Raw genomic sequence first — 25045 nt, 5'->3', positions numbered from 1 at the left:
AGTGGTTGGTCTCCCGGCCGTGCATTCGACCGGAAGATCAACGATGCGGGAGGCGCGGCGACGAACGTCAGGCCTTCCGCCCCACGTCACCCGAACGTGTGCACGGCCGCCCCGGCTTTGACCCCGTCCACGAATACGGCCCAGGACACGGCCGCGAGGATCCACGGGCGGGCGGCGGGGGACGGCGTCACCGTCCGCGGTGCCTTCCGCGTGCGCAGGCTGGCCTGGCCCGACATCTACGATCTGCGCGTCGAGGAACGTCCGAAGCAGACCCGCGCGGACGTCCGGTGGTGGACCTGGCTCTACGACAACGACGGCCGCAGGTTGCTCCTCCCGAACGTGGACGACTGGCAACTCCCGGATCTCCGGGCCGAGATCGACGATCTGCGTACCGTCGCCGCCACGCACCGCGGCATGGCATGGGAGCCGCGGCCCGAGGTCGAGGCCCGGATCAGGCTGCGCGCGGGGCATCGCAAAGCACAGGAACGGGCGATCACCTGGGCTCTGCTCGCCTTCTTCGCCGGCCTCGTGTATCTGATGTGGGAGGTGACCACCGGCGGCGAACCCCACCCCTTCCTCCTGCTCCTCTGCGTTCCCCTCGCCGTCTACGCCCTCCTCCTCCCGTTCCTCCGCCGGCTCGCGGCCCGACGAGCCCCAGCCCACGCATAGGCCTCTGCCAGCCCCGCCACAGCCCCCGGTCACACCGTGTTCGAATGGCGCTGGCGCGGAAGATCCTGCTGGCCGACGACGACGCGGACGTACGCGAAGGGATCGGGCGGCTGCTCAGGTTCGAGGGGTACGAGACCGTCCTCGCGGGAGACGGGCGTACCGCCATCGATCTGCTCGGCGTACCTCACGACCCCGCCGCGCCCGACCTCGTGCTGATGGACGTCTCCATGCCCGAGCTGGACGGGCTCGCCGCCACCCGGCGCATCCGCGCCTCGGGCTCCACCGTGCCGATCCTGATGCTCACCGGGCGGACCGCCGTCGGCGACCGTATCGTCGCCCTCGACAACGGCGCCGACGACTACCTCAGCAAACCGTTCGCGGTGGATGAACTGCTGGCCCGGGTACGGGCGTTGCTGCGGCGGAGTGGGCGGCGGGCGGTCGATGAGCAGCCGCCCGTTCCCGAGCTGGAACAGCTCGTCTTCCACGATCTCGTCATGGACCCGCGCACCCGTACCGTCACCCGCGGCGGCCGGCCGCTCGAACTCACGCGGACCGAGTTCCTGTTGCTGGAGTACCTGCTCCACCATCCGGGCACCGTGCTCACCCGGGCCCGGCTCCACCGGCACGTCTGGGGCTTCGACTTCGAGCCCGCGTCCAACACCCTCGACGTCTACGTCATGTATCTGCGCCGGAAACTGGAGAGCCGCGGCGAACCGCGGCTCATCCACACCGTGCGGGGGCTCGGGTACACCCTCCGGGCAACTCCCGCCGGTTGACGGCTACTTGAGCGGCAGCCTCAGGATCATCGTCTCGTCGGGTGCCGGTGGCGGAACCTGGCGCAGGATCATCGTGTCGTCCGCGCGGTGCCGCCCCGTGCCCGATCCCGTGATCGCCATTTCGGGGAGCGGGCCCGCAAGTCGCGCGTACGCGCCGCCCCTTGACACCAACTCCGCGTGCGTTCCCGTCTCCACCAGGCGTCCACCCTCCACGACCAGGATGCGGTCGGCGTCGGGGGCGAGGCTCAGGTCGTGGGTGATCATGATGGTCGTACGGCCGGACATCAGACGGCGCAGGGGCTGGATCACCTGGCGGGCGGCCACCGAGTCGAGGCCGGCCGTCGGTTCGTCCAGGACCAGGACCGGGGCCTGGCGCAGCATCGCGCGAGCGATCGCGATCCGCTGGAGCTGTCCGCCCGAGAGTGCCGCCGTGCCGGGGGCGATCTCCGTGTCGTAGGCCTGAGGGAGGGCTGTGATGAAGTCGTGGGCCGCCGCTGCCCGCGCCGCCCGCTCGATCTCCTCGTCCGTCGCGCCCGGTCGGCCGCACTCGATGTTCTCGCGGATCGTGCCGTTGAGGATCAGGGTCTGCTGTGGCAGCAACGCCACGTTCTCGCGCAGGAATTCGAGCGGTACGTCACGGAGCGGGACGCCGTCCAGGCAGATCACGCCCTCGGAGGGGTCGTAGAAGCGGGTGAGGAGCTTGGAGAGGGTCGACTTGCCCGCTCCGCTCTCGCCCGTGACGATCACCAGTTCGCCCGGGTCCGCCCTGAAGGTGACGTTGTTCACCGTGTCGCGGGCCGCGCCGGGGTAGCGGAAGGTCACGCCGTGGAAGCTGACCCAGCCGTGGACGGGCCAGGCGGGGACGGGTTCGCGGGGGTCGCCTACGGACGGGGTGGCGTCCAGGATCTCGTTGATGCGGGCGGCGCCCGCGGTCGCTGCCGTGAGGGTGAGGCCGAGTTGGCCGAGGTTGCGGACCGGGGGGTAGAGGTAGCCGATGAAGGCGGCGAAGGCGAGGAGCGCGCCGAGGGTCATGCGGTCGGCGGAGATCTCCCAGACGCCGAGGCCGATGACCGCCAGCACGCAGAGGGTCTCGACCACCTCCACGAACTGCTCGTACATCTCGCTGAGGCGGGCGCCTCGCACCGATGCCTTCATCCACGCGCGGGCCTCGATGTCGAGGCGCTTCTCCTCGTCCCGGCGGCGGTTGTACGCCTGGGTCAACACGACGTTGCCGAGGGACTCCTCGACCACCGAGGTGATCGCGCCGTCCGCGGACCGCTCGTCCTGCGAGGCCTGCTTGATACGGCCGGAGAAGCGGCGGGCGGCCAGCAGGAAGAGGGGGGCCAGGACGAACGTGGCCAGGGCCAGGTCCCAGCGGAGGTACAGGGCCGCGCAGGCGTAGAAGACCGCGGAGAACGCGGCCGAGATGGTGCCGACCACGCCGGACACGACCATCTGCTCGATGGCCTCGACGTCTCCGGTGAGGCGTTCGACCAGGTCGCCCTGGCGGTGCTTCTGGAAGAAGTGGGGCGGGAGGTCCTGGACGTGGCGGAAGACGTTCGCGCGCAGGCGCAGGACGAAGCGTTCGGCGGTCCAGGTGGCGAGGGAGTTGCCGAAGTAGCCGACGAGCGCGCCGAGTACGGCGACGCCGAGCCAGGCGGCGGCCGGGCCCCAGAACGCGGACAGCGAACCGGCCTTGAGGGCGTTGTCGGTGAGTTCCGCGAAGAGCAGGATCGCGGCGGTCTCGGCGAGCGCCGACACGATGACGCACGTGATGATCACCGCGAGCCACTTGCGGTCACCGCGGGTCAGCGGCCAGAAACGGCGGAAGGCCTCACGGGCTTCCCTCATGGTCAACAACTCCCTTCGGGACTACGGATTGCGGCCTGGACGTGGCCGAGGCGGAGCCACCGGCGCGAGCGAACTCGCCAACCGGCGGCCCCGCCTCACTGGGTACCGGCTCAGCCCTTGTGCCCGACGGGGCGCTTCGGCGTGGGCTTCTTGGGCGCGGGCTTCTTGGGGGCCGGGGCGGGCTTGCGGTGCTTCTTGACCGGGACGATCTTGTGGAAGCTCATGGTGGGTTCCCTTTCCGGGGGTTCGGCGCTGGGGCCGGGTGGGGGGTGGTGCGGGTCTTCTTCTGCGGCTCGTCGGACTGCTTACTTGTGCCCGACCGGACGCTTCGGCGCCGGCTTCTTCGGCGCGGGCTTCTTCGGGGCCGGGGCGGGCTTGCGGTGCTTCTTGACGGGGACGATCTTGTGGAAGCTCATGACGGTTTCCCTCTCTGGTACGGCTTTCGCGGTGTCTGCTGCGGTTCTGCAACAGTTCCTCTACCGATCTGCTGCAACTGCCTTTGAATTACGCCTGTAAATTCTTTGTCAGCCCTTGTGGGAGATCGGGCGACGCTTCGGGGCGGGCTTCTTCGGCGCCGGCTTCTTGGGGGCCGTAGCGGGCTTGCGGGTCTTCTTGATGGGGTGAATCTTATTGAAGCTCATGATTAATTCCCTCCCTGTTGCGACGTCTTATGGGTTGTTTACTTGTGGCCGACCGGGCGGCGCTTCGGGGCCGGAGCAGGCTTCTTCGGGGCCTTCTTGGGGGCCGGGGCGGGCTTGTGGTGCTTCTTGACCGGGACGATCTTGTGGAAGCTCATGGTGCTCTCCTTTGTCTTGTGCTGCCTCTGTCGTTTGCGCTGTTCGCTTTCGACATGGAAAACACTACTGGACTTCCGGAGCAGGAAAAGCGATTTTCGCTTAGACCTTCCTGTGCGATTGCCATGGATAATTCTTATGGAATTCGCGGAACCGAACCCGCCCTTACACAGAATTTAGAACGGCCCAGGCCCCGGGAAAACGGAAGGGGCCCGGCGCCGACCTGCGGCACCGGGCCCCCTGAGGAGGGAGGAACTGCTGACTGCTACTGCACGACCGTGATCCGGTTCGCCGCCGGAGGCGTGAGCGGGCTCGCCGCCGACGAGTGGGCGGTCAGGTACTGCGCCAGCGCGCTCAGGTCGTCCGTGCCGACCAGGTCACCGGTGCCCTGCCCCAGCGTCGGGAAGCCGTCACCGCCGCCCGCGAGGAAGCTGTTCGTCGCGACACGGTAGGTGGCCGCCGGGTCGATCGCCGCGCCGTTCAGGCGGATCGAGTCCGTCACCACGCGGTCCGCGCCGGTCTTCGTCAGATCCAGCGTGTACGTCAGACCGGACGAGGGCTGGAGGATCTTCGGTGCCGCCGCGTTCGTGCCGCTCACCTGTTCCTTGAGCGTCTGGACGACCTGCGCGCCGGTGAAGTCCTGGAGGTTCACGGTGTTCGCGAACGGCTGCACCGTGAAGCCCTCGGCGTACGTCACCACACCGTCGCCCTCCGCGCCCTTGGCCGCGTAGGTCAGGCCCGCCCGCACCCCGCCCGGGTTCATCAGCGCGAGGTCGGTCTCCGGGTCCAGTTCCTTGCCGTAGGCGAGCTGGGCGTCGGCGATGAGGTCGCCCATCGGGGACTCGGTGCCGGTGTTGTTGACGTCGGCGGAGATGTAGCCGATCGCGCGGTTGCCGATGGGAGCGGCGAGGGTGTTCCACTTGCCGATCAGGGCGGTCATGTCGGCGGCCTTGGGCACGGTCCGGGTGACCACGTGGTTCGCGGACTTGACCGCCGTACGGGCGATGTCGCCGGTCCAGCGGTCGTACGTCAGCGTGGTGTCCGTGTAGAGGCGGCCGAAGGACGCGGCCGAAGTGACCATACGGGGCTTGCCACTTGGGTCGTCGATCGTGCAGACGTACGCGTTGTGGGTGTGGCCGGTGACGAGGGCGTCGACGGCCGGGGTGACGTTCTTCGCGATGTCGACGATCGGGCCGGAGATGCCGGAGCCGCCGCCGGAGGCGTCGCAGTCGTAGTTGTAGGACGCGGAGGCCGGGAAGCCGCCCTCGTGGATCAGCGCGACGATCGACTTCACGCCCTGCTTCTGAAGCTCCTTGGCGTACTTGTTGATCGTCTCGACCTCGTCCTTGAACTGCAGGCCCTTGACGCCGTCCGCGGAGACGATGCCCGGGGTGCCCTCCAGCGTGACGCCGATGAAGCCGACCTTGACGCCGTTCTTCTTCCACACCCAGTACGGCTTGAGGATCGGCTTCTTCGTCTTCTCGTCGAGGACGTTGGCCGCGAGGTAGGGGAAGTCGGCGCCCTCGAAGGTCTCGCCGTCGTTGTAGCAGCCGTCGACCGGGTGACAGCCGCCGTTCTGGAGGCGGGCCAGCTCCTTGGCGCCCTCGTCGAACTCGTGGTTGCCGACCGAAGTGACGTCCAGGTCGAGCTTGTTGAGGGCCTCGATGGTCGGCTCGTCGTGGAACAGGCCCGAGATCAGCGGGGAGGCGCCGACCATGTCGCCGCCGGCCGCGGTGATCGAGTACGGGTTGCCCTTGCGGGCCTCGCGCAGATGCGTCGCGAGGTACTCGACACCGCCCGCGTCGATCGTCTTCGTCGTGCCGTCCGCCTGGAGCTCGGTGACCCGGCCGGAGGAACCGGACGGGGGCTCCAGGTTGCCGTGCAGGTCGTTGAAGGACAGCAGCTGGACGTCCTGGTAGCGGCTCGGCTTGTGTCCGTGACCGCCCGGGCCGGTGTGCGCGTCGGCGGGCAGCGCGGCGGCCAGCGCACCGGCCGTGGCCAGGCTCGCGGCGGCGGCGAGCAGGCCTGCGACACGGCGTCTGCGCGGGCGGAACGGCTGGGAAGTGGCTGGCATGAGCCCCCCTGTGAGTCGGCTGAGAAGTCACCACGTTCCGGCGCAGCCTAGGGTCAACGCGCGTAGCGTGACAGGGGGTTCTTGGTTACATCCTGGTTTCTTCTTTGCCGCCACTTTGCTGGTGGGTCCGCTTACCCTGAGGCCATGACCAGCGACGACACCGCACGGCCCGCGCCCATCTCCCGCTCCATCGAGACCTATTCCGAGCTCACCCCGGACCAGGCCGGGACCGTCCTCGCGCTGATCGCCGAGGCCGCCAGGACCGACGGGCAGCCCGCGGTGTCCGAGCAGGGGCGGCTGCAGCTGCGCGGCGGTGCGCGGCCCGGGGTCTCGCATCTGCTGCTCACCCTGGGCGAAGAGCTCGTCGGCTACGGGCAGTTGGAGGACACCGACCCGGTGGAGGCGCCGGCCGCCGAACTCCTCGTCCGCCCCTCGGACCGGGGGCACGGGCACGGGCGGGCGCTGGGCGCCGCGCTGCTGGCCGCGTCCGGTAAGCGGCTGCGGGTCTGGGCGCACGGCGGGCATCCCGCCGCACGCCATCTGGCCCAGGTCCTCGGACTCGCCCTCTTCCGCGAACTGCGCCAGCTGCGGCGGTCGTTGGCGGATCTGGAGCTGCCCGAGCCGGTCCTTCCGGCGGGCGTCACGGTACGGACCTTCGTCCCCGGCGCCGACGACGCGGCCTGGCTCGCCGTCAACGCCGCCGCCTTCGCCCACCACCCCGAGCAGGGCTCCCTCACCCAGCGGGACCTCGACGACCGCAAGGCCGAGGCCTGGTTCGACCCCCAGGGCTTCTTCCTCGCCGAACGCGACGGCGAACTCATCGGCTTCCACTGGACGAAGGTCCACGCGGAGGAACAGCGCGGCGAGGTCTACGTCGTCGGGGTCCTCCCCGGCGCCCAGGGCGGCGGCCTGGGCAAGACCCTGACGACGATCGGCCTGCGACACCTGGCCGCGCAGGGGCTGCCGACCGCGATGCTGTACGTCGACGCGGACAACAAGGCGGCGGTGTCGGTGTACGAGCGGCTGGGGTTCACGACGTACGAGACGGACTTGATGTACCGCTCGGAGTCGTGAGGAGCCCGGTCAGGAAGGGGTGAGCCTCAACCGCCTGCGCCGCACCGGCTCCGGCCCGCAAGCCGTCCACACCAGCGCCGCCCCCGCCAGGACGAACGCCCAGTGGTCGTGGCCCGTCGCCCACCACTTCTCCTTCGGCATGGCGAACAGGCCCCAGCTCTCGGGGAACAGCAGGGCCGCCGCCATGGACGTGGCGAGGAGGGCGATCGCCAGCCGCTGGCCCGGTTCGGCCTCGTCGGTGAGGCGGATCGCGGCGGCCGAGGCCGCGAGGGCCACGACCGCGGCGGCGGCCGCCTCCAGGGTGGTGTCGCCGACCGGGGGCCGTGCCTGCGCCGGTATCAGCAGCACGACGGCGGTCCACCACAGCGCGGCGAGCGGGGCGACCAGGGCGGTGCGCAGGGCGGCCCGGAGCATACGGCGGGTCGGGACCGCGACCGTCACCTGGCGGGCCGGGTCGTCCAGGAGGAACGTCAGGCCCAGGGCGAAGGCGAGCACGGCGCCACGCAGCAGGAGCAGTGCCGACCGCGGGTCGAAGTCGGCCGAGGTGAGGCGCGGCAGCGCGGCCAGCAGCAGTCCCGCTACGGCGCCCGCGCCGAGCGCCCGCCGGGGCAGGGCGCGCAGTACCGGGCGTACCAGCTGCCCCAACACCCCTGTCGTCACTCGCACTTGTCCGCCCCCTTCGGTGCCTTGACGCCCAGCAGTTCGGCCACCTTCGCCGTGGTCACCTTGGGTGCCGTCAGTTCCGCCCAGTGCGCCTTCACCCTGGGGGCGATCGTGGTCCTGCCGGCCGTGAGCAACTCCCGTACCACCGTGGTCTGTCCGGCCGTCATCGACATCGGGTCGGTCGGCGAGAGCACGATCGCGGAGCCGCTGATGCTGTCGTCGAGCCGGACCGCGCGCAGCTGGGTCAGCGGGTCGGACTGCCAGCCGAGGGCCAGCCACATGATGGTGACCATGCGGCCGTCGCAGAGCGAATCGGACGCCTTCTCGCTGCCGGTGACCAGCACGGAGGAGACCGCCGCGGCGAACTCCGGTACCCGGGGGCCGCCCCAGCGCGTGCCGACGGTCACCTGGTAGGGCACCGTGGACGGGTCGATGGCTCCGTCGCCGTCCATGCCGTAGCGGGCGTCGACGCGCTGCCGTACGAGCAGCTTCTCCTGGGCGGCGGTGCCGCCGGCCAGGGACTGGACACTGTCGGCGACCTTCGCCCAAGTGCCGGTACGGGGCATCCACTCGGGGAACGCGCAGTACGTGGAGTTGCCGTGCCGGGCGCAGGACTGGACCTTCGCCGGGTTGAGGGTGGCCAGCGCGCGGGCACTTACGGTGTCCGCGGGCACCTTGGCCGCCTGGCCCACCGCACCCCAGGTACCGAGGCCCACCGCCACTACGAGTGCCGCCGCCACCGTCTTCGTACGACCGCCGTTGACCAGGACCGCGGCGAGGGCCAGGGTCAGCGCGAGGCCGAACAGATAGAGGGCGTGCCAGGCGGCGGGGCGGCCCAGCAGGTCGGAGGGGAGCGTCTTGCTGCTCGCGTCGCCGATGACCGGGACCAGCCACCTCGTCGCGCTGCCGTTGTCGTCACTCGGGACCGCCCCGAGGAAGAGGGTCGAGAAGAACGCCAGCACCAGGAGCATCGGTGCCGCGAAGGGTGACCGTACGACCCGGGCCAGCAGTACCCCGGCCGTCCCGGCGAGCAGCACCGTCAGCGGTCCGACGAGGAGTTCGCCGACCGAACCGTGGCCGACCGAGCCGGGCGCGAGCACACCCCAGGTGAACTGGGCGGCCACCAGCAGCGCGGTGAGCGCGGCGGCCGGTACGACGGACAGCACGAACGCGACCGTACGGCGCCAGGGTTCGAGGACGAGCACGTCGAAGTGCCGGTCGGTGTCCTGGCGTCGGGAGCGCAGGACGGCCTGGTTGGCGCAGAGCAGGACGGCCAGGGCGGGCAGCAGCGGGCCGGTCTGGGTGGCGCGGTCGACGTCCTGGAGGGCCGGGTAGCCGGTCCAGGCGTCGCGCATGGTCCAGCCGATCCAGGCGGCGTAGAGGGCGAACATCAGCAACACGGGGACGCGGAGCAGGAGTCTGCGTGTCTCGAAGAGGGCCAGCGCCAACACCGCTGGCCAGGAACGGCGTTGCTCGTCGGCGCGCTCGGCCGGGGGTGCCTTCTCCAGTACGGCGCTCATGCCGCCACCTCCGCGGCCACGCCGTCGAGCGCGATCAAGTAGCCGTCCTCCAGGGTGGGTTCGACGAGTTCAGCGCCGGGGGGCGGGTCGCCGACGTTGCGGAAGGCGCCGAGTCCGGTGCGCCAGCCGGCCATCGCGGCGGGGTCGCGTTCCGTGCCGCTCCATACCCGGCCTGCGGCCCGTGCGGTGAGTTCGGCCGGGGTGCCCTCGAAGCGGATGGTGCCGCCGGCCATGACGACGACGCGGTTGCAGAGCATCGCGACGTCCTCGGTCTGGTGGGTGGAGAGGAGGACCGTACGGCCCTCGCCGGCCCGCGCGATCAACTCCCGGAAGCGCATGCGCTGTTCGGGGTCGAGGCCGACGGTCGGTTCGTCGAGGACGAGGAAGCCCGGGTCGCCCACGAGGGCCGCCGCGAGCGCGACGCGCTGCCGCATGCCGCCGGACAGCTTCTTGATGCGCTTGCCGCGCACGTCGGAGAGGTCGACCTCCGCGAGCACCCGCCGCACCTCGCGGTGGCGTCCCTCGCGGTCGGTGAGTTCCTTGAGGATCGCGACGTAGTCGACGAACTCGAAGGCGGTGAAGTCCGGGTGGAAGCCGGGCGTCTGCGGCAGATAGCCGAGGACGCGCCGCACCGCCTGGCGTCCGGCCATGGTGCCGGGGTCGTGGCCGAGCACGGTGAACGCGCCGGAGTCGGCTGGCAGCGCGGTGGCGAGCACCCTCAACAAGGTGGTCTTGCCGGCCCCGTTGGGGCCGAGCAGTCCGGTGACGCCCTCGCCGAGCCGCAGCGACACGTCGTCGAGGGCGTGCGTCGAGCCGTAGCGCAGGCTGAGCCCGGCCGCGGAGACGGTGGTGGTCATGTACGGAACTCCAGTCAGGGTTCGAGAGGTTCGGACGAGGGGCCCGAAGGTGACGGAACGCGTGGGATTCAGGCGAGGTCGCCGAAGGCGGTCGGGCGGGCGTCGAAGCGGTCCCGCAGCAGGTACAGGAGTCCGGCCGCGAGCGCGGCCACCGCCGCGGCCACCCCCTGCCCGGCCGGGGTGAACGGCGCGAGCGTGCCGCCGTGCACGTTGTTGGCCACCACCAGGCACGCCACCCAGCCGCCGCCGACCAGGGACGGCGCGAGCACCGGGCCGAGGCGCGGGATCAGCGCCAGACCGGTCGTGGTCAGGGCCAGCGCGGGCAGCAGCCAGGCCAGGGCGCGCAGCCCGTACTCCGGCAGGGCCAGGGTGGCCAGGCCGTTGAGGCCGAGCCCGGCGACCAGGACGGCGACCGTACGGATCATCAGCAGCCGGAAGCCGTGCAGCGGGGCGACGACCGCCATCTCGTACGTCGGGTCGAACTTCGGGCCGTAGGACAGCGCCACGCCCGCGAGGGGGAGCAGCGGGGCCAGGCCCAGGAAGAGGGTCGGGGAGGCCGCGGTCTTCAGGGAGTTGGTGACGAGCACCGTCATCACCAGCAGCGCGACCACCGCGCCGAGCCACGAGCGGCGCAGCACCGGCGTCGCCGCCAGCAGCCGTGCCGTGTGGTCGGCGACACCGATCCGCACGAGCAGCGACTCCACCAACCCCCTTTTGGGAGCGTCGAGTTCGGCGTCGAGCCGCTCCCAGCCCGCGTCGAGCGCGACGGGGTCGGTGACGGACGCCAACAGGTCGCGGCACTCGGCGCAGCCCGCGAGGTGCGTGTCGGCGGACCAGAGCATGGGCGGTGCCAACTCGCCCCGCGCATAGGCGCGTACGTCGTCTTCGGCCACATGCCAGGTCATGCCAGCTCCTCCCGCAGTTGCTTACGGGCGCGCATGGCCCGTGTCTTGACCGTGCCGGCCGGGATGCCCAGCAGGACGGCCGCCTCCCGGGTGGTCAGCCCGTCGATCACGGTGGCCTGGAGGACCGCCCGCAGCTCGGGCGAGAGCCGGACCAGGGCGCCGGCGAGGTCCCCGTGCTCCACCCCCGCGAGCACGCGCTCCTCCGCCGACGCCTCGTCCCGGTGCCGCAGCCGCGCCAGCGCCTGCCGCATCCGGCCGCGCGCCCCGTCGCCGCGCAGCACGTCGATCAGCCGCCGCGACCCGATCCGCCACAGCCACCCGGCCACATCGCCGTCCTCCCGGTAGCGGGCACTGCCCCGCCACACCGCGAGAAACGTCTCCTGTACGACGTCGTCGACCATCCCGGCGTCGGCGCACCGGCCGCGCAGCCGCGCGGTCAGCCACGGCGCGTACCGCCGGTACAGCTCTTCGAACGCGCGCCGGTCACCGTCCGCCGCGATGGCCCGCAGCAGCTCCCCGTCGCTTCCCGTATCGCTCACATCTCCTCATCGCACGAGCCCCGCCGACCGGTTCACGGATCGGCGCACAGATCTCTCTTGACTTTCTCAGCCCCTCTGCACCACCCTTTCACTACTTAATTAGTGAAAGGGTGGTGGAACCCCAGTGGTCGAGTACCGCATCGACCGGCACAGCGGCGTGGCCACCTATGTCCAGATCGTCCAGCAGACCAAGCAGGCGCTGCGCCTGGGCATGCTGGAGCCCGGCGACAAGCTGCCCACGGCCCGCGAGGTCGTCGAGGCCACCGCCATCAACCCCAACACCGTCCTCAAGGCCTACCGCGAGCTGGAGCGCGAGGGACTGGTCGAGGCCCGCCGGGGCCTGGGCACCTTCGTCCGCAAGGGGCTGAGCACCACGCCCGCCGACTCGCCCCTGCGCCTGGAGCTGGACGACTGGGCCGAGCGGGCCCGGGAAGCCGGGCTCGGCCGGGACGACATCGCCGCGCTCTTCACCGCCGTACTCGAAAAGCACTTCCAAGGAGAACCCTCATGACAGGCACCGCCGCGATAGAGGCCGCCGCGCTCGGCAAGCGGTTCGGCCGGCGGGGAGGCTGGGCGCTGCGGGACTGCGCGTTCCGGCTGCCCGCCGGGCGCGTCTGCGCGGTCGTCGGCCCCAACGGCGCAGGCAAGTCCACGCTCCTCGCCCTGGCCGCCGGACTGCTGGCCCCCACCGAGGGCGAGATCACCGTCCTCGGCGGACGCCCGGGCGCGGCCCGCGAGCGGGTCTCCTACGTCGCCCAGGACAAGCCCCTCTACCCGCAGCTCACGGTCGCCGAGACGCTGCGCATGGGCGCCGACCTCAACACCGACCGCTGGGACGCCTCCGTCGCCGAGCGGATCGTCGCCGACGGCGACCTCGACCCGAAGTCCGGCATCCGCGCCCTCTCCGGCGGCCAGCGCACCCGCGTCGCACTCGCCCTCGCGCTGGCCAAGCGGCCCGAACTGCTGCTCCTGGACGAGCCGATGGCCGACCTGGACCCGCTCGCCCGGCACCGGATGATGGGCCTCCTCATGGCGCAGGCCGCCGAGTACGGCACCACGATCGTGATGTCCTCGCACGTGCTGGCCGAACTGGAGGACTCCTGCGACCACCTGCTCCTGGTCGACGGCGGCCAGGTCCGGATCGCCGGCGAGATCGACGAACTGCTGGCCGCGCACCGGCGCGTGTCCGCCCCCGCCGACACCGTCCTCGACCCGCACACGGTCGTCGAGTCCCGCACCACCGGCCGCCAACTCACCGCCCTGATCCGCCCGTTGGCCCCCCTCACCGCCGACTGGCAGACCGGCACACCCACCCTGGAGGAGCTGGTCCTCTCCTACCTCCGCAACCCCCAGGCCCCCACCACCAAGACCCCGGAGACCGTCGCGTGACCGCCCTCGCCACACGGGCAGCCGCCCTGCGCCCGGCCATGCACCTTCTGGAGTGTGGGGTCTTTTCTAACCATTCACCGGCCGGTACAGCAGTTAGATCCACCCCCAGCCTCCAGCAGGTACCCACCCCCGAGACCCCGGAGACCGCCGCATGACCGCCCTCGCCACCCCGCCGACGCTCACCTCGCGCCCGGCCCGGTCACCGCGACTGCTGCGCTGGCTGGTCCGGCTGCACCGGCCGGCCCTGCTCTCCTGGATCGCCTTCGTACTCGTCGTCGGCGCGCTCCTGCTGTGGGTGGGCGGCCCGCTCACCGACGCGTCGGCCGAGGCCTGGAAGCAGTACCGCGCCTGCGGGGCGGAAGGCTGCTCCTACGACGCGGGCGCGATCGGCCGCTACAAGGACTGGTACAACTACACGACCATCGCCGTCATCGCCGCCCCGTTCCTGGTCGCCGCCTGGTCCGGTGCCGCGCTGGTCAGCCGCGAACTGGAAAGCGGCACCGCCCGGTTGGCCTGGACGCAGGCGGTCTCCCCGGCCCGCTGGCTCGCCGCCAAGCTCGCCGTCCCGGCCGTGCTGATCACCGCCGGCTCCGGCCTCCTCGCGGGACTGCACCACTGGGCCTGGTCGACGGGACAGGGCCGGATCGACACCGTCAAGGGCTGGCACGACCTCGGCACCTACGCCGCCAACGGCACGGCCACCGCCGCGATGGCCCTCGCCGGACTGGCGAGCGGCGTCCTCTGGGGCCTGTTCAAGCACAACTCCCTTGGCGCGCTGGTCGGTTCACTGGCGAGCACCGGCTTCCTGTGGAGCGTCGTCGCCATCGCCACACCCCACCTGTGGCCCACCGTCACCACGGTCAGCAGCCTCAAGCACAGCGTCCCGGCCGGGTCCGGCATCGTCGTCGACCAGGGCCTGGTCACCTCCACCGGCAAGCACCTCTCCGGCCACCTGTGCGGCAGCGACACCAACGCCCAGTGCCGGATCCGCTACGAGAAGCTCGACGCCGTCGGCTACTACAACGACTACCACCCCCAATCCCACTACTGGCCACTCCAGTTGACCGCGACCGCGTTCATCCTCGCCGTCACCGCCGCCCTCACCGTGGCCGCCTTCCACCTCCTCAAGCGCCGCACCGGTTCGACGCCCGCACGAAAGGCAGCCGCCGTATGACCGCCCTGGCCGCCACCCCGACGGCCCACCCGAGACCGGCCCGCGCCGGCCGTGCCGTGCTGCGGCTGCACCGGCCGGCGCTGATCTCCTGGGGGGCCTTCGTCGCCGTGGTCTCGGCGGCGCTCCTGTGGGCCTACGGCCCGCTCGGCGACGCGGCGCACTCGGCGTGGGAGCGAGAGTGCACCACGGACGACGTGTGCGACTGGAGCGACGCCCTCACCGGGTACGACCTCGTCCACTCGGTCAGCGAGGCCCTGATCCACTTCGTGCCGGTCGTCGTCGCCCTCTGGGCGGGCGGGCTGCTGATCGGCCGTGAACTGGAGCGCGGGACCGCCCAGTTGGCCTGGACCCAGTCCGTCTCACCGGCCCGCTGGCTCGCCGCCAAGCTCAGCCTCCCGGCCGTGGTGATCACCGCCGGCAGCACCCTGCTCGTGCTGCTGCACCGCCTGCTGTTCGACGCCCACCGGATCAAGGACAGCTGGTCCTGGAACGACAGTGAGACCTTCTACGCCAACGGCACGATCGCCATCGCGTTCCCGCTGCTCGCCCTCGCCGTAGGTGCCCTCTCCGGCCTGATCGCGGGCCGGGCGGTGCCCGGTCTCATCGGCGGCTTCCTGGCCACGGCGAGCGCGACCACCCTCATCGGCCTGGCCGGCCCGCACCTCGTGCCGTGGAAGACCAGCGTCGGCGACCTGAAGGAGGGCTACGCGGCACCGGCCGACGTCATCTACGGCGGCGAGGGCGCTGTCACCTCCACCGGCGCCCACATCGCCGACCCGTGCGTCGGCACCGGAAAGGCCTGCCCGGCCGCGCACGACATCGTCGGCTACTACAGCGAGTACCACCCCTCCTCCCAGTTCTGGTCCCTCCAGCTCACCCAGACCGCCCTGATCCTCGCGGTCGCCGCCCTGGCCACCGCCGCCGCCTTCACCCTGCTGCGCCGCCGCACCTCCTGACCGGATCCCGCCTCACGGTGGCTCCCGGGCATCCGTTACGTTCGTTTCGGTGGCGTAGACGTCCGGGAGCCGCCCCCCGATATCCCGCACGCCATGTCCCCGTAACCATTGGTTCAGACGGGCTTGCGACGCTCGGCGAATGAAACCCGTCGTGCCAGAGCCTTCGCCGCCTCCCGAGGTGAACGGGGAGAACGGGACCGCCCTCCCGCAGTCCCGGCTGCACACGACCGGGGCGTTCTCCACGTCCCCCACGCTCCCCCCGGCCCTCTCCGACGCGCCCGTTTCGCCCGTGACGCGGAAGAATGGCTCCATGAGTCAGCCCAACGCCCAGGCACAGGTCCAGCACGCGCAGCCCTCCGTGGGCTCCATAGCCGCCCACCGCCCGCACACCGTGTCGGCGGCGGTCTCCGATCTGGAACCCGACATCGACGCCGACCTCGACGAGTACGAGGAGTCGCCGTACGACGGGCCCCAGCTTCCGCAGGGCCGCTTCCTGGACCGGGAGCGGAGCTGGCTCGCGTTCAACGAGAGAGTCCTGGAACTCGCCGAGGACCCGAACACGCCCCTCCTGGAGCGGGCGAACTTCCTCGCGATCTTCGCCAGCAACCTGGACGAGTTCTTCATGGTCCGGGTGGCGGGCCTCAAGCGCCGTATCGCCACCGGTGTCGCCACCCGCTCCGCGTCCGGCCTGCAGCCGCGCGAGGTGCTGGAGATGATCTGGGCCCGCTCGCGCGAGCTGATGGCCCGGCACGCCGCCTGCTACCACGAGGACGTCGCCCCCGCGCTCGCGGAGGAGGGCATCCACCTGGTCCGCTGGAACGAGCTGACCGAGAAGGAACAGGCCCGCCTCTTCACCCTGTTCCGGCACCAGATCTTCCCCGTGCTGACCCCGCTGGCCGTCGACCCCGCGCACCCCTTCCCGTACATCTCGGGCCTCTCGCTGAACCTCGCGGTCGTCGTCCGCAACCCGGTCACCGGCCACCGCCACTTCGCGCGCGTCAAGGTGCCGCCGCTGCTCTCCCGCTTCCTGGAGTCCTCGCCGGGCCGGTACGTCCCCCTGGAGGACGTCATCGCCGCCCACCTGGAGGAACTCTTCCCGGGCATGGAGATCCTGGAGCACCACGCGTTCCGGCTGACCCGCAACGAGGACCTCGAGGTCGAGGAGGACGACGCCGAGAACCTGCTCCAGGCCCTGGAGAAGGAGCTCATGCGGCGCCGCTTCGGGCCGCCGGTGCGCCTGGAGGTCGAGGAGTCCATCGACCGCGAGGTGCTCGACCTGCTGGTGCGCGAGCTGAAGATCAGCGAGGCCGAGGTCTACCCGCTGCCGGGCCCGCTCGACCTCACGGGTCTCTTCCGCATCGGCTCCCTCGACCGGCCCGAGCTGAAGTACCCCAAGTTCATCGCGGGCACCCAGCGCGACCTCGCCGAGGTCGAAACCGCGTCCGCGCCGGACATCTTCGCCGCCCTGCGCAACAAGGACGTACTGCTGCACCACCCGTACGACTCGTTCTCCACGTCCGTGCAGCGGTTCCTGGAGCAGGCGGCCAACGACGACGACGTCCTCGCCATCAAGCAGACCCTGTACCGCACCTCCGGCGACTCCCCGATCGTGGACGCGCTGATAGAGGCGGCCGAGGCCGGCAAGCAGGTCCTCGTCCTGGTCGAGATCAAGGCCCGCTTCGACGAGCACGCCAACATCAAGTGGGCGCGCAAGCTGGAGGAGGCGGGCTGCCATGTCGTCTACGGCCTGGTCGGACTCAAGACCCACTGCAAGCTGTCGCTCGTCGTCCGCCAGGAGGGCGACACGCTCCGCCGCTACAGCCATGTCGGCACCGGCAACTACCACCCGAAGACGGCCCGACTCTACGAGGACCTCGGCCTGCTGACCGCGGACCCCCAGGTCGGCGCCGACCTCTCGGACCTCTTCAACCGGCTGTCCGGATACTCGCGCCGCGAGACCTACCGCCGCCTGCTGGTCGCCCCCAAGTCCCTGCGCGACGGCCTGATCGCCCGGATCAACAAGGAGGTCCAGCACCACCGTGCCGGACGCCCCGCGTTCATCCGCATCAAGGTCAACTCGATGGTGGACGAGGCGATCATCGACTCGCTCTACCGCGCGTCCCAGGCGGGCGTCCCGGTCGACGTGTGGGTGCGCGGCATCTGCGCAGTGCGGCCCGGCGTCCCGGGACTGTCCGAGAACATCCGCGTACGGTCCATCCTCGGCCGCTTCCTCGAACACTCCCGTGTCTTCGTCTTCGGCAACGGAGGCGAGCCCGAGGTGTGGATCGGCAGCGCCGACATGATGCACCGCAACCTCGACCGACGGATCGAGGCCCTCGTCAGGGTCACCGACCCGGCCCACCGCGCCACGATCAGCCGGCTCCTGGAGACCGGCATGTCGGACACCACCTCGTCCTGGCACCTGGGCCCGGACGGCGAGTGGACCCGGCACGCGACCGACGCGGAAGGCCAACCCCTGCGCAACGTCCAGGAGATGCTCATAGACGCCCGGAGGCGCCGGCGTGGCACAGCAACACCTTGACCCGACGGATCCCACGGCCAGGGCCGTGACAGGTGACGCCTTGGCGGACTACCTGCGCGGCCAGGCCACGGAGTTCCTCCGGGCACTTCGACTGCACCGGGAGACCGGGGGCGGCCAGAACGGCACGGAGGAATCCGTCGACGCGGCGCGCGCCCTGCGCCACTCGGCCCGCCGGATCAGCGGCAGCCTGCACACCTTCCGGCCGCTCCTGGACGCCGGCTGGTCCGAGGAGATGCGCCCCGAACTGGCGTGGCTGTCGGGCACGCTGGCGCTGGAGCACGCGTGCGCGGCCCGGCTCGAGCGGCTGCTGCTCGCCCTGCACCGGCTCTCCGGCTCGGCCGCGTTCCCCGCGCAGTCGGCGGCCTCGGCCGTGGGCGGCCGGGTCACCGGCGCGGGCCGGGGCGTACCGGCGCCCGCGAACGGCCGCGGCACAGGCCCGGCCGCGCCCCCCTCCGCCACCGCCGAGCGCGGCAACCTCACCGTGGGCGCGGCCAAGGCGGGCGCCCTCCTGGAGCGCCAGCTCACCCTGGCCCGGACCCGGGCCCACTCCACCGCGCTGCAGGCCCTCGGCTCCTCCCGCTTCCACGCGGTCGCCGACAAGGTCGCCGTACTGGCCAGCGAGGTCCCTCTCACCCCCACCGCCGGCGGCGCCGACCTGCGCCCGCTGGCCGCCGCGGCCGGGGAGCGCCTGAACGACGCGGTCGCCGCGCTGCCGCTGGTCACCGCCGGGCACCCGTACAACGCGGAGGCCCTCATCCACGGCCTCTCCCCCGACCCGGCCCCGCACCCCCAGGACGGCCCCTGGCACCAGGTCCGTCTGCTGCTGCGGCTGCACCGCTACGCCGTCGAGGTCCTGCACGGCGACGACCCGCCCCTGGACGTACGGCTGCTCGCGGCCGGCCAGGCCCTCAATCTGCACCGGGACGCCTCGGAGGCCGCCGCCGCGGCGGCTTCCGCGGCCCGCACCCCGCGCATCGCCCCGGCGACCGCGTACGCGCTCGGGGTGCTCCACGCCGACCAGCGCCACGAGGTGGAGGCGGCCCGCTTCGCCTTCCAGCAGTCGTGGCAGAAACGGGCAGTGGGGACCGCCTGACGCCCTGCACCAACCCGCGCGAAGGAGACGGTGAACCTTCAGTGACTTCCTCGACGAACGACACCATCGTCCAGGCGGCCGGCTGCGTCCTGTGGCGGCACCGGTCCGCCGGGGACCTCGAACTGGCGCTGGTCCACCGGCCCAAGTGGGACGACTGGTCCTGGCCCAAGGGCAAGCTCAAGCGCGGCGAGACGTTCGAGGAGGCGGCCCGCCGCGAGGTCCTGGAGGAGACCGGCCACACCTGCCGGCTGGGCACGGGGCTCCCGTCGGCCCGGTACACCGACCACCACGGGCGGCCCAAGGAGGTCCGCTACTGGGCGGCCGAGGCGACCGGCGGGGCCTTCGAGCCCAACGACGAGGTCGACGCGGTCGTCTGGCTGAGGCCGGCCGAGGCCCGCGAGCGGCTCACCTACGAGCGGGACCGGGACCTGATCTCCCTCGCGCTGATGGCCGTCGGGACGGACGAGGACCCGCCCGGCTGACCCCGTCTCCTGGGCTGCCGTGCCGCCCACCTCGCGTTACGTTGCGAGAAGACGGCCGCAGCAGGGCCGTCGCCCAACCGAGGGAACGCCCGCTCGTGGACGCGCTTCCGGGCCCGCCGAACCTGGCATAGTCCGGAATCGGGTCGTGTCCTCGACGTGAGCGTTCCGTGACCTAACCGCACCGCCCACAGGGGTTCACCCTCCGTTCACTTATGCCCATAGGCGCCTTCACCTGTTCTGCCTACTTTCGGCCTTACGCGATGCGAGCCGCGACCTGGGGGTCGCTACCCGCGTCACCCAGTCTTCGTCTTCGCACGCCGCCGTTATTCAGGCCGGCGGCTCCTGGAAGGAACTCCCTCAAGTGAAGCTTCAGCGCATGAACCGGCGGGCCCTCACCCTCGGTGCTCTCGCGGTCTCCGGCGCCCTGGCCCTCACGGCGTGCGGCTCGGACGACAACGGTGGCTCGTCGAGCAGCAGCAGCTCCTCGACGACCAACGCCAGCTCGGCCATCTGCGGCGACGCGAAGAAGGGCCAGCAGCTGCTCGCCGACGGCTCGTCCGCGCAGAAGAACGCGATCGACGCGTGGGTCAAGGCGTTCAGCCAGGCCTGTGGCGTCCAGATCAACTACAAGGGCGGCGGCTCCGGCGCCGGTGTCACCTCCTTCAACCAGGGTCAGCTGGCCTTCGCCGGTTCCGACTCGGCGCTGAAGCCCGAAGAGGTCACCGCCTCCAAGCAGGTCTGCTCCGGCGGCCAGGGCATCGACCTCCCGATGGTCGGCGGCCCGATCGCGCTCGGCTACAACGTCCCGGGGGTCGACAACCTGGTCCTGGACGCCCCGACGCTCGCCAAGATCTTCGACAGCAAGATCACCAAGTGGAACGACGCGGCGATCAAGAAGCTGAACCCGTCCGCCACGCTGCCCGACCTCAAGATCCAGGCGTTCCACCGCTCGGACGAGTCCGGCACCACGGACAACTTCACCAAGTACCTGATCGCCACCACCCCGGACAACTGGAAGTACTCCGGCGGCAAGGCCTGGCAGGCCAAGGGCGGCCAGTCCGCCGCCGGCTCCGCGGGTGTGGCCGCGGGCGTCAAGCAGACCTCCGGCGCCATCGGTTACTTCGAGCTCTCCTACGTCGCGGACGGCGTCAAGGCCGTCAGCATCAACACCGGCGCCTCGGCCCCGGTCGCGCCCAGCACCGACAGCGCCACCAAGGACATCGCCGCCGCCAAGATCGTCGGCACCGGCAACGACCTGAAGCTGCAGCTGGACTACAACACCAAGGCCGAGGGCGCGTACCCGATCACCCTGGTGACGTACGAGATCGTCTGCGACAAGGGCAACAAGGCCGACACGCTGCCCGCCACGAAGGCGTTCCTCACCTACATCGCCAGCGAGGACGGCCAGAAGGTCCTCTCCGGCATCAACTACGCGCCGATCCCCGACGCGATCATCGCCAAGGTTCGCACCACCATCGCGAGCATCAGCTAGTCCGAGTGTGCGGCCGGGTCCCGTTCCAGGGGCCCGGCCGCACCGTCCGGTGCACCGCCGCCACGGACCGCACACCGCACGTGTGGACCCGCAGACCGGAGAATCCCGATGGATATATCGACAAAGAACCCTGCAGAAGCACCCCCTCCCACCCCTGAGCCCTCCGCCGCGGAGCAGAAGCGCACCGCCCGCGGCGCCACCCGACCCGGTGACCGGATCTTCCTCGGTCTCTCCCGCGGGTCGGGCATCCTGCTGCTGGTGATCATGGCCGCCATCGCGGTCTTCCTCACCTACCGCGCCTCGCTCGCGATCAGCAAGGACCACGCGAACTTCCTCACCACCTTCGAGTGGAACACCGGCCTGATCCCGCCGAAGTTCGGCATCGCCGTCCTGGCGTTCGGCACCGTGGTGTCCTCGATCATCGCCATGGTCATCGCGGTCCCGATCGCGGTCGCCATCGCCCTGTTCACCACGCACTACGCCCCGCGCAGGCTCCGCGGCCCGGTCTCCTACGTGATCGACCTGCTGGCCGCCGTACCGTCCATCGTGTACGGCCTCTGGGGCGCCCTGATCCTCGTACCGCACATGATCGGCCTCTTCGGCTGGCTGAACGACTACTTCGGCTGGACCGGGATCTTCTCCTGGGAAGAGGGCGCCCCGCGCTCGATGCTCACCGTCGGCATCCTGCTCGCGATCATGATCCTGCCGATCATCACCAACGTCAGCCGTGAGGTCTTCCGCCAGGCCCCGCAGATGATCGAGGAGGCGGCCCTCGCCCTCGGCGCCACCCGCTGGGAGGTCATCCGCATGGCGGTGATCCCCTTCGGCCGCTCCGGCGTGATCTCCGCCTCGATGCTCGGCCTCGGCCGCGCGCTCGGCGAGACGATGGCCGTCGCCACCGTGCTCTCCCCGGACTTCATCATCCACGCCAGCCTGCTCAACCCGGGCGGCGGAACCTTCGCCCAGAACATCGCCAGCAAGTTCAGCGAGGCGACACCGTTCGGCCGTGACGCACTGATCGCGTCCGGTCTCGTCCTGTTCGTCATCACCTTGCTGGTCAATGGTGCGGCCCGGCTCATCATCGCCCGCCGTGCGGAGTACTCGGGGGCCAACGCATGAGCAACGCAGCCGTAGCCGACAAGCCCGTGAGCACCCTGCAGGGCGCGACCCTCCCCAAGTGGTCGCCGTACGCCATCGCCGGCGGCTCCATCGTGGTGGCCGTCCTCATCGGACTGGTCGGCAGCCTGGACAGCAAGATCCAGTGGGGCCTGATCGCGGCGATCCTCTTCGTCCTCGGCACGTACGTCATCGCCGCCCGCATCGAGGGCACCCGCCAGGCCAAGGACCGGGTCGCGACCAGCCTCGTCTGGGTCGCCTTCCTCCTCGCCGTCATCCCGCTCGTCTCCCTGCTCTGGACGACGATCGCGCGCGGTGTGAAGGTCCTCAACGTCTACTTCCTGACCCACTCGATGGGTGTGGTCGGCGACACCGAGCCCGGCGGCGGTATCTACCACGCCATCATCGGCAGCCTGGAGCAGGTCGCCCTCGCCACCCTGATCGGCGCCCCGATCGGGGTGCTCACCGCGATCTACCTGGTCGAGTACGGGCAGGGCAAGCTCTCCAAGGCGATCACGTTCTTCGTCGACGTCATGACGGGCATCCCGTCGATCGTCGCGGGTCTGTTCATCCTGTCCCTCATGCTCATGTGGGACATGGGGCCCTCCGGCTTCGCCGGTTCCTGCGCCCTGGCCATCCTGATGATGCCGGTCGTGGTCCGCTCCACCGAGGAGATGCTGAAGCTCGTCCCGAACGAGCTGCGTGAAGCGTCCCTCGCCCTGGGCATCCCGAAGTGGCGCACGATCCTGAAGGTGGTCCTCCCGACGGCTATCGGCGGCATCACCACGGGCATCATGCTGTCGGTGGCACGCATCGCCGGTGAGACCGCGCCCGTCCTGCTGCTGGTGTTCGGCAACCCGTTCATCAACAACGACCCGTTCCACGGGGCGCAGGCGTCGCTGCCGCTGTACATCTACCAGCAGTTCGCGCAGAGCGCGGGTTCCGGTGCGGCCTACGACCGTGCCTGGGCCGCGTCCCTCACGCTGATCGCCTTCGTGATGATCCTCAACCTGGTGGCCCGCGGCATCGCCCGCTGGAAGGCCCCCAAGACCGGTCGCTGACGCGACCCCCTCAGCGACCGTTCTGAATCTCTGGAAGTGAAGCAGTCATGGCCAAGCGAATCGACGTCAGTGGGCTCACCGCCTACTACGGCTCCCACAAGGCAATCGAAGACATCTCGATGACGGTCGAGCCCCGCACAGTGACGGCCTTCATCGGCCCCTCCGGCTGCGGCAAGTCGACCTTCCTGCGCACGCTCAACCGTATGCACGAGGTCACGCCCGGCGGCCGGGTCGAGGGCAAGGTGCTCCTGGACGACGAGGACCTCTACGGCCACGCCATCGACCCGGTGTCCGTGCGCCGCGAGATCGGCATGGTCTTCCAGCGCCCGAACCCCTTCCCCACCATGTCGATCTTCGACAACGTGGCGGCGGGCCTGCGTCTGAACGGCTCCTACAAGAAGAGCGAGCTGTCGGACGTCGTCGAGAAGTCCCTCAAGGGCGCGAACCTCTGGAACGAGGTCAAGGACCGCCTCAACAAGCCCGGTTCGGGCCTGTCCGGTGGTCAGCAGCAGCGCCTCTGCATCGCGCGCGCGATCGCGGTGGAGCCGAAGGTCCTGCTGATGGACGAGCCCTGCTCGGCCCTCGACCCCATCTCCACCCTCGCGATCGAGGACCTGATCGGCGAGCTGAAGGAACGCTTCACGATCGTCATCGTGACGCACAACATGCAGCAGGCGGCCCGCGTCTCGGACCGTACGGCCTTCTTCAACCTCGCGGCGGTCGGCCAGCCCGGCAAGCTCATCGAGATCGACGACACGGAGCGCATCTTCTCCAACCCGTCGGTCCAGGCCACGGAGGACTACATCTCGGGCCGCTTCGGCTAAACCGGGAGTCCTCTTCTGAAACCCCTCGCGGTGCTGCATGGCGGTGCCACCGCGAGGACGAAAAGGGCCCGCCCCTGGCTCCCGGGGGCGGGCCCGTTCGTTCTGTCTTGAATCGCTCACCCCTCAACCCACCGTAAACGGGTGGGAGGGTGGAAACAGGGGTCCAGGGGCGGAGCCCCTTGGTACGGCGCCCTACAGGAACGCCAGGTTCACGACCCAGAAGCTCGCCGCGGCGACCAGCCCAGCCGCCGGCATCGTGATGAACCACCCCAGCACGATGTTCTTGGCGACACCCCACCGCACCGCGTTCACCCGCTTCGTCGCCCCCACACCCATGATCGCCGAGGTGATGACATGCGTAGTGGAAACCGGCGCCTTGAACAGATACGCCGTGGTGAACATGATCGCCGCGCCGGTCGTCTCCGCGGCAAACCCCTGCGGTGGATCCAGCTCGATGATCTTCCGCCCCAGCGTCCGCATGATCCGCCACCCACCCGCGTACGTCCCCAGCGACAGCATCAGCGCGCAGACGATCTTCACCCACACCGGGATCGGATCGCCGTAGGTCGAATGCCCGGAGATCACCAGTGCCATCACCACGACACCCATGGTCTTCTGCGCGTCCTGGAGGCCGTGGCCAAGAGCCATCCCCGCCGCAGACACCGTCTGCGCGATACGGAATCCCCGCTTCGCCTTGTGCGGATTGGCCTTCCGGAAGATCCACATGATCGCGGTCATCACCAGATAACCGGCGACGAGACCGACGACCGGCGACACGAACATCGGCACGATGACCTTGTCGACGACCCCGTGCCAGATGACATCGGTACCGCCGGCCAGCGCGGCCCCCACCATCCCGCCGAACAGCGCGTGCGAGGACGAGGACGGCAGCCCGAAGTACCAGGTGATCAGGTTCCAGGTGATCGCGCCGATCAGTGCCGCGAAGAGGATCCCCATCCCCTTCGACCCGTCGGGCGTCTCGATCAGCCCCTCACTCACCGTCTTGGCGACCCCGGAACCGAGAAAGGCACCGGCGAGGTTCATGACGGCGGCCATGGCCAGCGCCGCGCGCGGCGTCAGCGCCCGCGTCGAGACGGACGTGGCAATGGCGTTGGCGGAGTCGTGAAAACCGTTCGTGTACGTGAAAAAGAGCGCGACCAGAATGGTCACGACCAGAGCAAAGGTGTCCATGGA

Annotated in this window: 22 protein-coding genes; 14 read left to right on the top strand and 8 right to left on the bottom strand. The window is 70.5% G+C overall.

The annotated features are described in order from the left end of the window. The first annotated feature begins 117 nt into the window (after nt 1-117). Together ACFXC1_RS17590 and ACFXC1_RS17585 are read left to right on the top strand one after the other, a co-directional pair. Nucleotides 118-669, top strand: a complete 552-nt coding sequence (locus ACFXC1_RS17590; RefSeq protein ID WP_381243637.1) for a PH domain-containing protein — start codon at nt 118-120, stop codon at nt 667-669. Nucleotides 670-713: 44 nt separating this feature from the next. Then, nucleotides 714-1445: a response regulator transcription factor gene (locus ACFXC1_RS17585; RefSeq protein ID WP_381243635.1), complete on the top strand. Its 732-nt coding sequence runs from the start codon at nt 714-716 to the stop codon at nt 1443-1445. Nucleotides 1446-1448: 3 nt separating this feature from the next. Here the strand turns inward: ACFXC1_RS17585 and ACFXC1_RS17580 are convergent, their stop codons facing one another. Further along, nucleotides 1449-3296: an ABC transporter ATP-binding protein gene (locus ACFXC1_RS17580; RefSeq protein ID WP_381243633.1), complete on the bottom strand. Its 1848-nt coding sequence runs from the start codon at nt 3294-3296 to the stop codon at nt 1449-1451. A 1059-nt stretch (nt 3297-4355) separates the two neighbouring features. Then, nucleotides 4356-6164 (bottom strand): bifunctional metallophosphatase/5'-nucleotidase, encoded by a 1809-nt coding sequence (locus ACFXC1_RS17575; RefSeq protein ID WP_381243631.1) that lies wholly within the window; start codon nt 6162-6164, stop codon nt 4356-4358. 144 nt (nt 6165-6308) lie between these two features. On the opposite strand from ACFXC1_RS17575, the gene mshD reads away from it, so the two are divergent. Next, entirely contained in the window at nt 6309-7238 is a 930-nt protein-coding gene (mshD, locus tag ACFXC1_RS17570; RefSeq protein ID WP_381243629.1) for a mycothiol synthase, read from the top strand. Between the two features lie 9 nt (nt 7239-7247). On the opposite strand, the gene ACFXC1_RS17565 is transcribed toward mshD, so the two are convergent. From ACFXC1_RS17565 to ACFXC1_RS17545, 5 genes are all read right to left on the bottom strand, one after another. Continuing rightward, nucleotides 7248-7904, bottom strand: coding sequence for an ABC transporter (locus tag ACFXC1_RS17565; protein WP_381243627.1), 657 nt, complete (start codon nt 7902-7904; stop codon nt 7248-7250). Then, a complete protein-coding gene (locus tag ACFXC1_RS17560; RefSeq protein ID WP_381243625.1) occupies nt 7895-9421 on the bottom strand; it encodes an ABC transporter permease in 1527 nt (508 codons plus the stop codon). The genes ACFXC1_RS17565 and ACFXC1_RS17560 overlap by 10 nt, the downstream gene beginning before the upstream one ends. Beyond that, nucleotides 9418-10278: an ABC transporter ATP-binding protein gene (locus tag ACFXC1_RS17555; RefSeq protein ID WP_381243623.1), complete on the bottom strand. Its 861-nt coding sequence runs from the start codon at nt 10276-10278 to the stop codon at nt 9418-9420. The genes ACFXC1_RS17560 and ACFXC1_RS17555 overlap by 4 nt, the downstream gene beginning before the upstream one ends. Nucleotides 10279-10346: 68 nt before the next feature. Beyond that, the gene (locus ACFXC1_RS17550; protein WP_381243622.1) at nt 10347-11183 is read right to left on the bottom strand and encodes a cupin domain-containing protein; all 837 of its coding nucleotides are present in this window, start codon (nt 11181-11183) and stop codon (nt 10347-10349) included. Continuing rightward, nucleotides 11180-11722 carry an RNA polymerase sigma factor gene (locus ACFXC1_RS17545; RefSeq protein ID WP_019064514.1) on the bottom strand — a complete coding sequence of 181 codons (543 nt, stop codon included), beginning with the start codon at nt 11720-11722 and terminating at the stop codon, nt 11180-11182. Before ACFXC1_RS17545 ends, ACFXC1_RS17550 begins: the two co-directional genes overlap by 4 nt. A gap of 124 nt (nt 11723-11846) precedes the next feature. Between ACFXC1_RS17545 and ACFXC1_RS17540 the strand changes: the two genes are divergently transcribed. The 11 genes from ACFXC1_RS17540 (at nt 11847) to pstB (ending at nt 23851) form a co-directional block, all read left to right on the top strand. Continuing rightward, complete coding sequence (locus ACFXC1_RS17540; protein WP_019073708.1) at nt 11847-12233, top strand: GntR family transcriptional regulator; 387 nt, start codon at nt 11847-11849, stop codon at nt 12231-12233. Then, nucleotides 12230-13111 (top strand): ABC transporter ATP-binding protein, encoded by an 882-nt coding sequence (locus tag ACFXC1_RS17535; protein ID WP_381243621.1) that lies wholly within the window; start codon nt 12230-12232, stop codon nt 13109-13111. Before ACFXC1_RS17540 ends, ACFXC1_RS17535 begins: the two co-directional genes overlap by 4 nt. Before the next feature lie 151 nt (nt 13112-13262). Continuing rightward, complete coding sequence (locus tag ACFXC1_RS17530; protein WP_381243619.1) at nt 13263-14285, top strand: ABC transporter permease; 1023 nt, start codon at nt 13263-13265, stop codon at nt 14283-14285. Then, on the top strand, nt 14282-15241 hold the full coding sequence (locus ACFXC1_RS17525; RefSeq protein WP_381243617.1) for a hypothetical protein: 960 nt from the start codon (nt 14282-14284) through the stop codon (nt 15239-15241). Before ACFXC1_RS17530 ends, ACFXC1_RS17525 begins: the two co-directional genes overlap by 4 nt. A gap of 310 nt (nt 15242-15551) precedes the next feature. Beyond that, a complete protein-coding gene (locus tag ACFXC1_RS17520) occupies nt 15552-17783 on the top strand; it encodes an RNA degradosome polyphosphate kinase (protein ID WP_381243615.1) in 2232 nt (743 codons plus the stop codon). Then, complete coding sequence (locus ACFXC1_RS17515) at nt 17764-18876, top strand: CHAD domain-containing protein (RefSeq protein ID WP_381243613.1); 1113 nt, start codon at nt 17764-17766, stop codon at nt 18874-18876. The genes ACFXC1_RS17520 and ACFXC1_RS17515 overlap by 20 nt, the downstream gene beginning before the upstream one ends. 41 nt (nt 18877-18917) lie before the next feature. Next, nucleotides 18918-19358, top strand: a complete 441-nt coding sequence (locus ACFXC1_RS17510; protein WP_381243611.1) for an NUDIX hydrolase — start codon at nt 18918-18920, stop codon at nt 19356-19358. 361 nt (nt 19359-19719) lie between these two features. Beyond that, the gene (gene pstS / locus ACFXC1_RS17505; RefSeq protein ID WP_381243609.1) at nt 19720-20850 is read left to right on the top strand and encodes a phosphate ABC transporter substrate-binding protein PstS; all 1131 of its coding nucleotides are present in this window, start codon (nt 19720-19722) and stop codon (nt 20848-20850) included. 108 nt (nt 20851-20958) lie between these two features. Then, nucleotides 20959-21969: a phosphate ABC transporter permease subunit PstC gene (pstC, locus tag ACFXC1_RS17500; RefSeq protein ID WP_381243607.1), complete on the top strand. Its 1011-nt coding sequence runs from the start codon at nt 20959-20961 to the stop codon at nt 21967-21969. Beyond that, complete coding sequence (gene pstA / locus ACFXC1_RS17495; protein ID WP_381243606.1) at nt 21966-23027, top strand: phosphate ABC transporter permease PstA; 1062 nt, start codon at nt 21966-21968, stop codon at nt 23025-23027. The genes pstC and pstA overlap by 4 nt, the downstream gene beginning before the upstream one ends. A 47-nt stretch (nt 23028-23074) precedes the next feature. Then, a complete protein-coding gene (gene pstB / locus ACFXC1_RS17490) occupies nt 23075-23851 on the top strand; it encodes a phosphate ABC transporter ATP-binding protein PstB (protein WP_381243605.1) in 777 nt (258 codons plus the stop codon). 192 nt (nt 23852-24043) lie between these two features. Here pstB and ACFXC1_RS17485 read toward each other — a convergent pair whose 3' ends face one another. Then, nucleotides 24044-25042, bottom strand: coding sequence for an inorganic phosphate transporter (locus ACFXC1_RS17485; RefSeq protein WP_381243603.1), 999 nt, complete (start codon nt 25040-25042; stop codon nt 24044-24046). Nucleotides 25043-25045 lie beyond the last annotated feature (3 nt).

Origin of the sequence: Streptomyces hokutonensis, from assembly GCF_042751305.1 — a bacterium.
In the GTDB taxonomy this organism is placed as follows: Bacteria; Actinomycetota; Actinomycetes; order Streptomycetales; family Streptomycetaceae; genus Streptomyces; species Streptomyces hokutonensis_A.
Note: the sequence above shows the minus strand (reverse complement) of the source record. Positions and strands in the feature narration are given on the sequence as shown.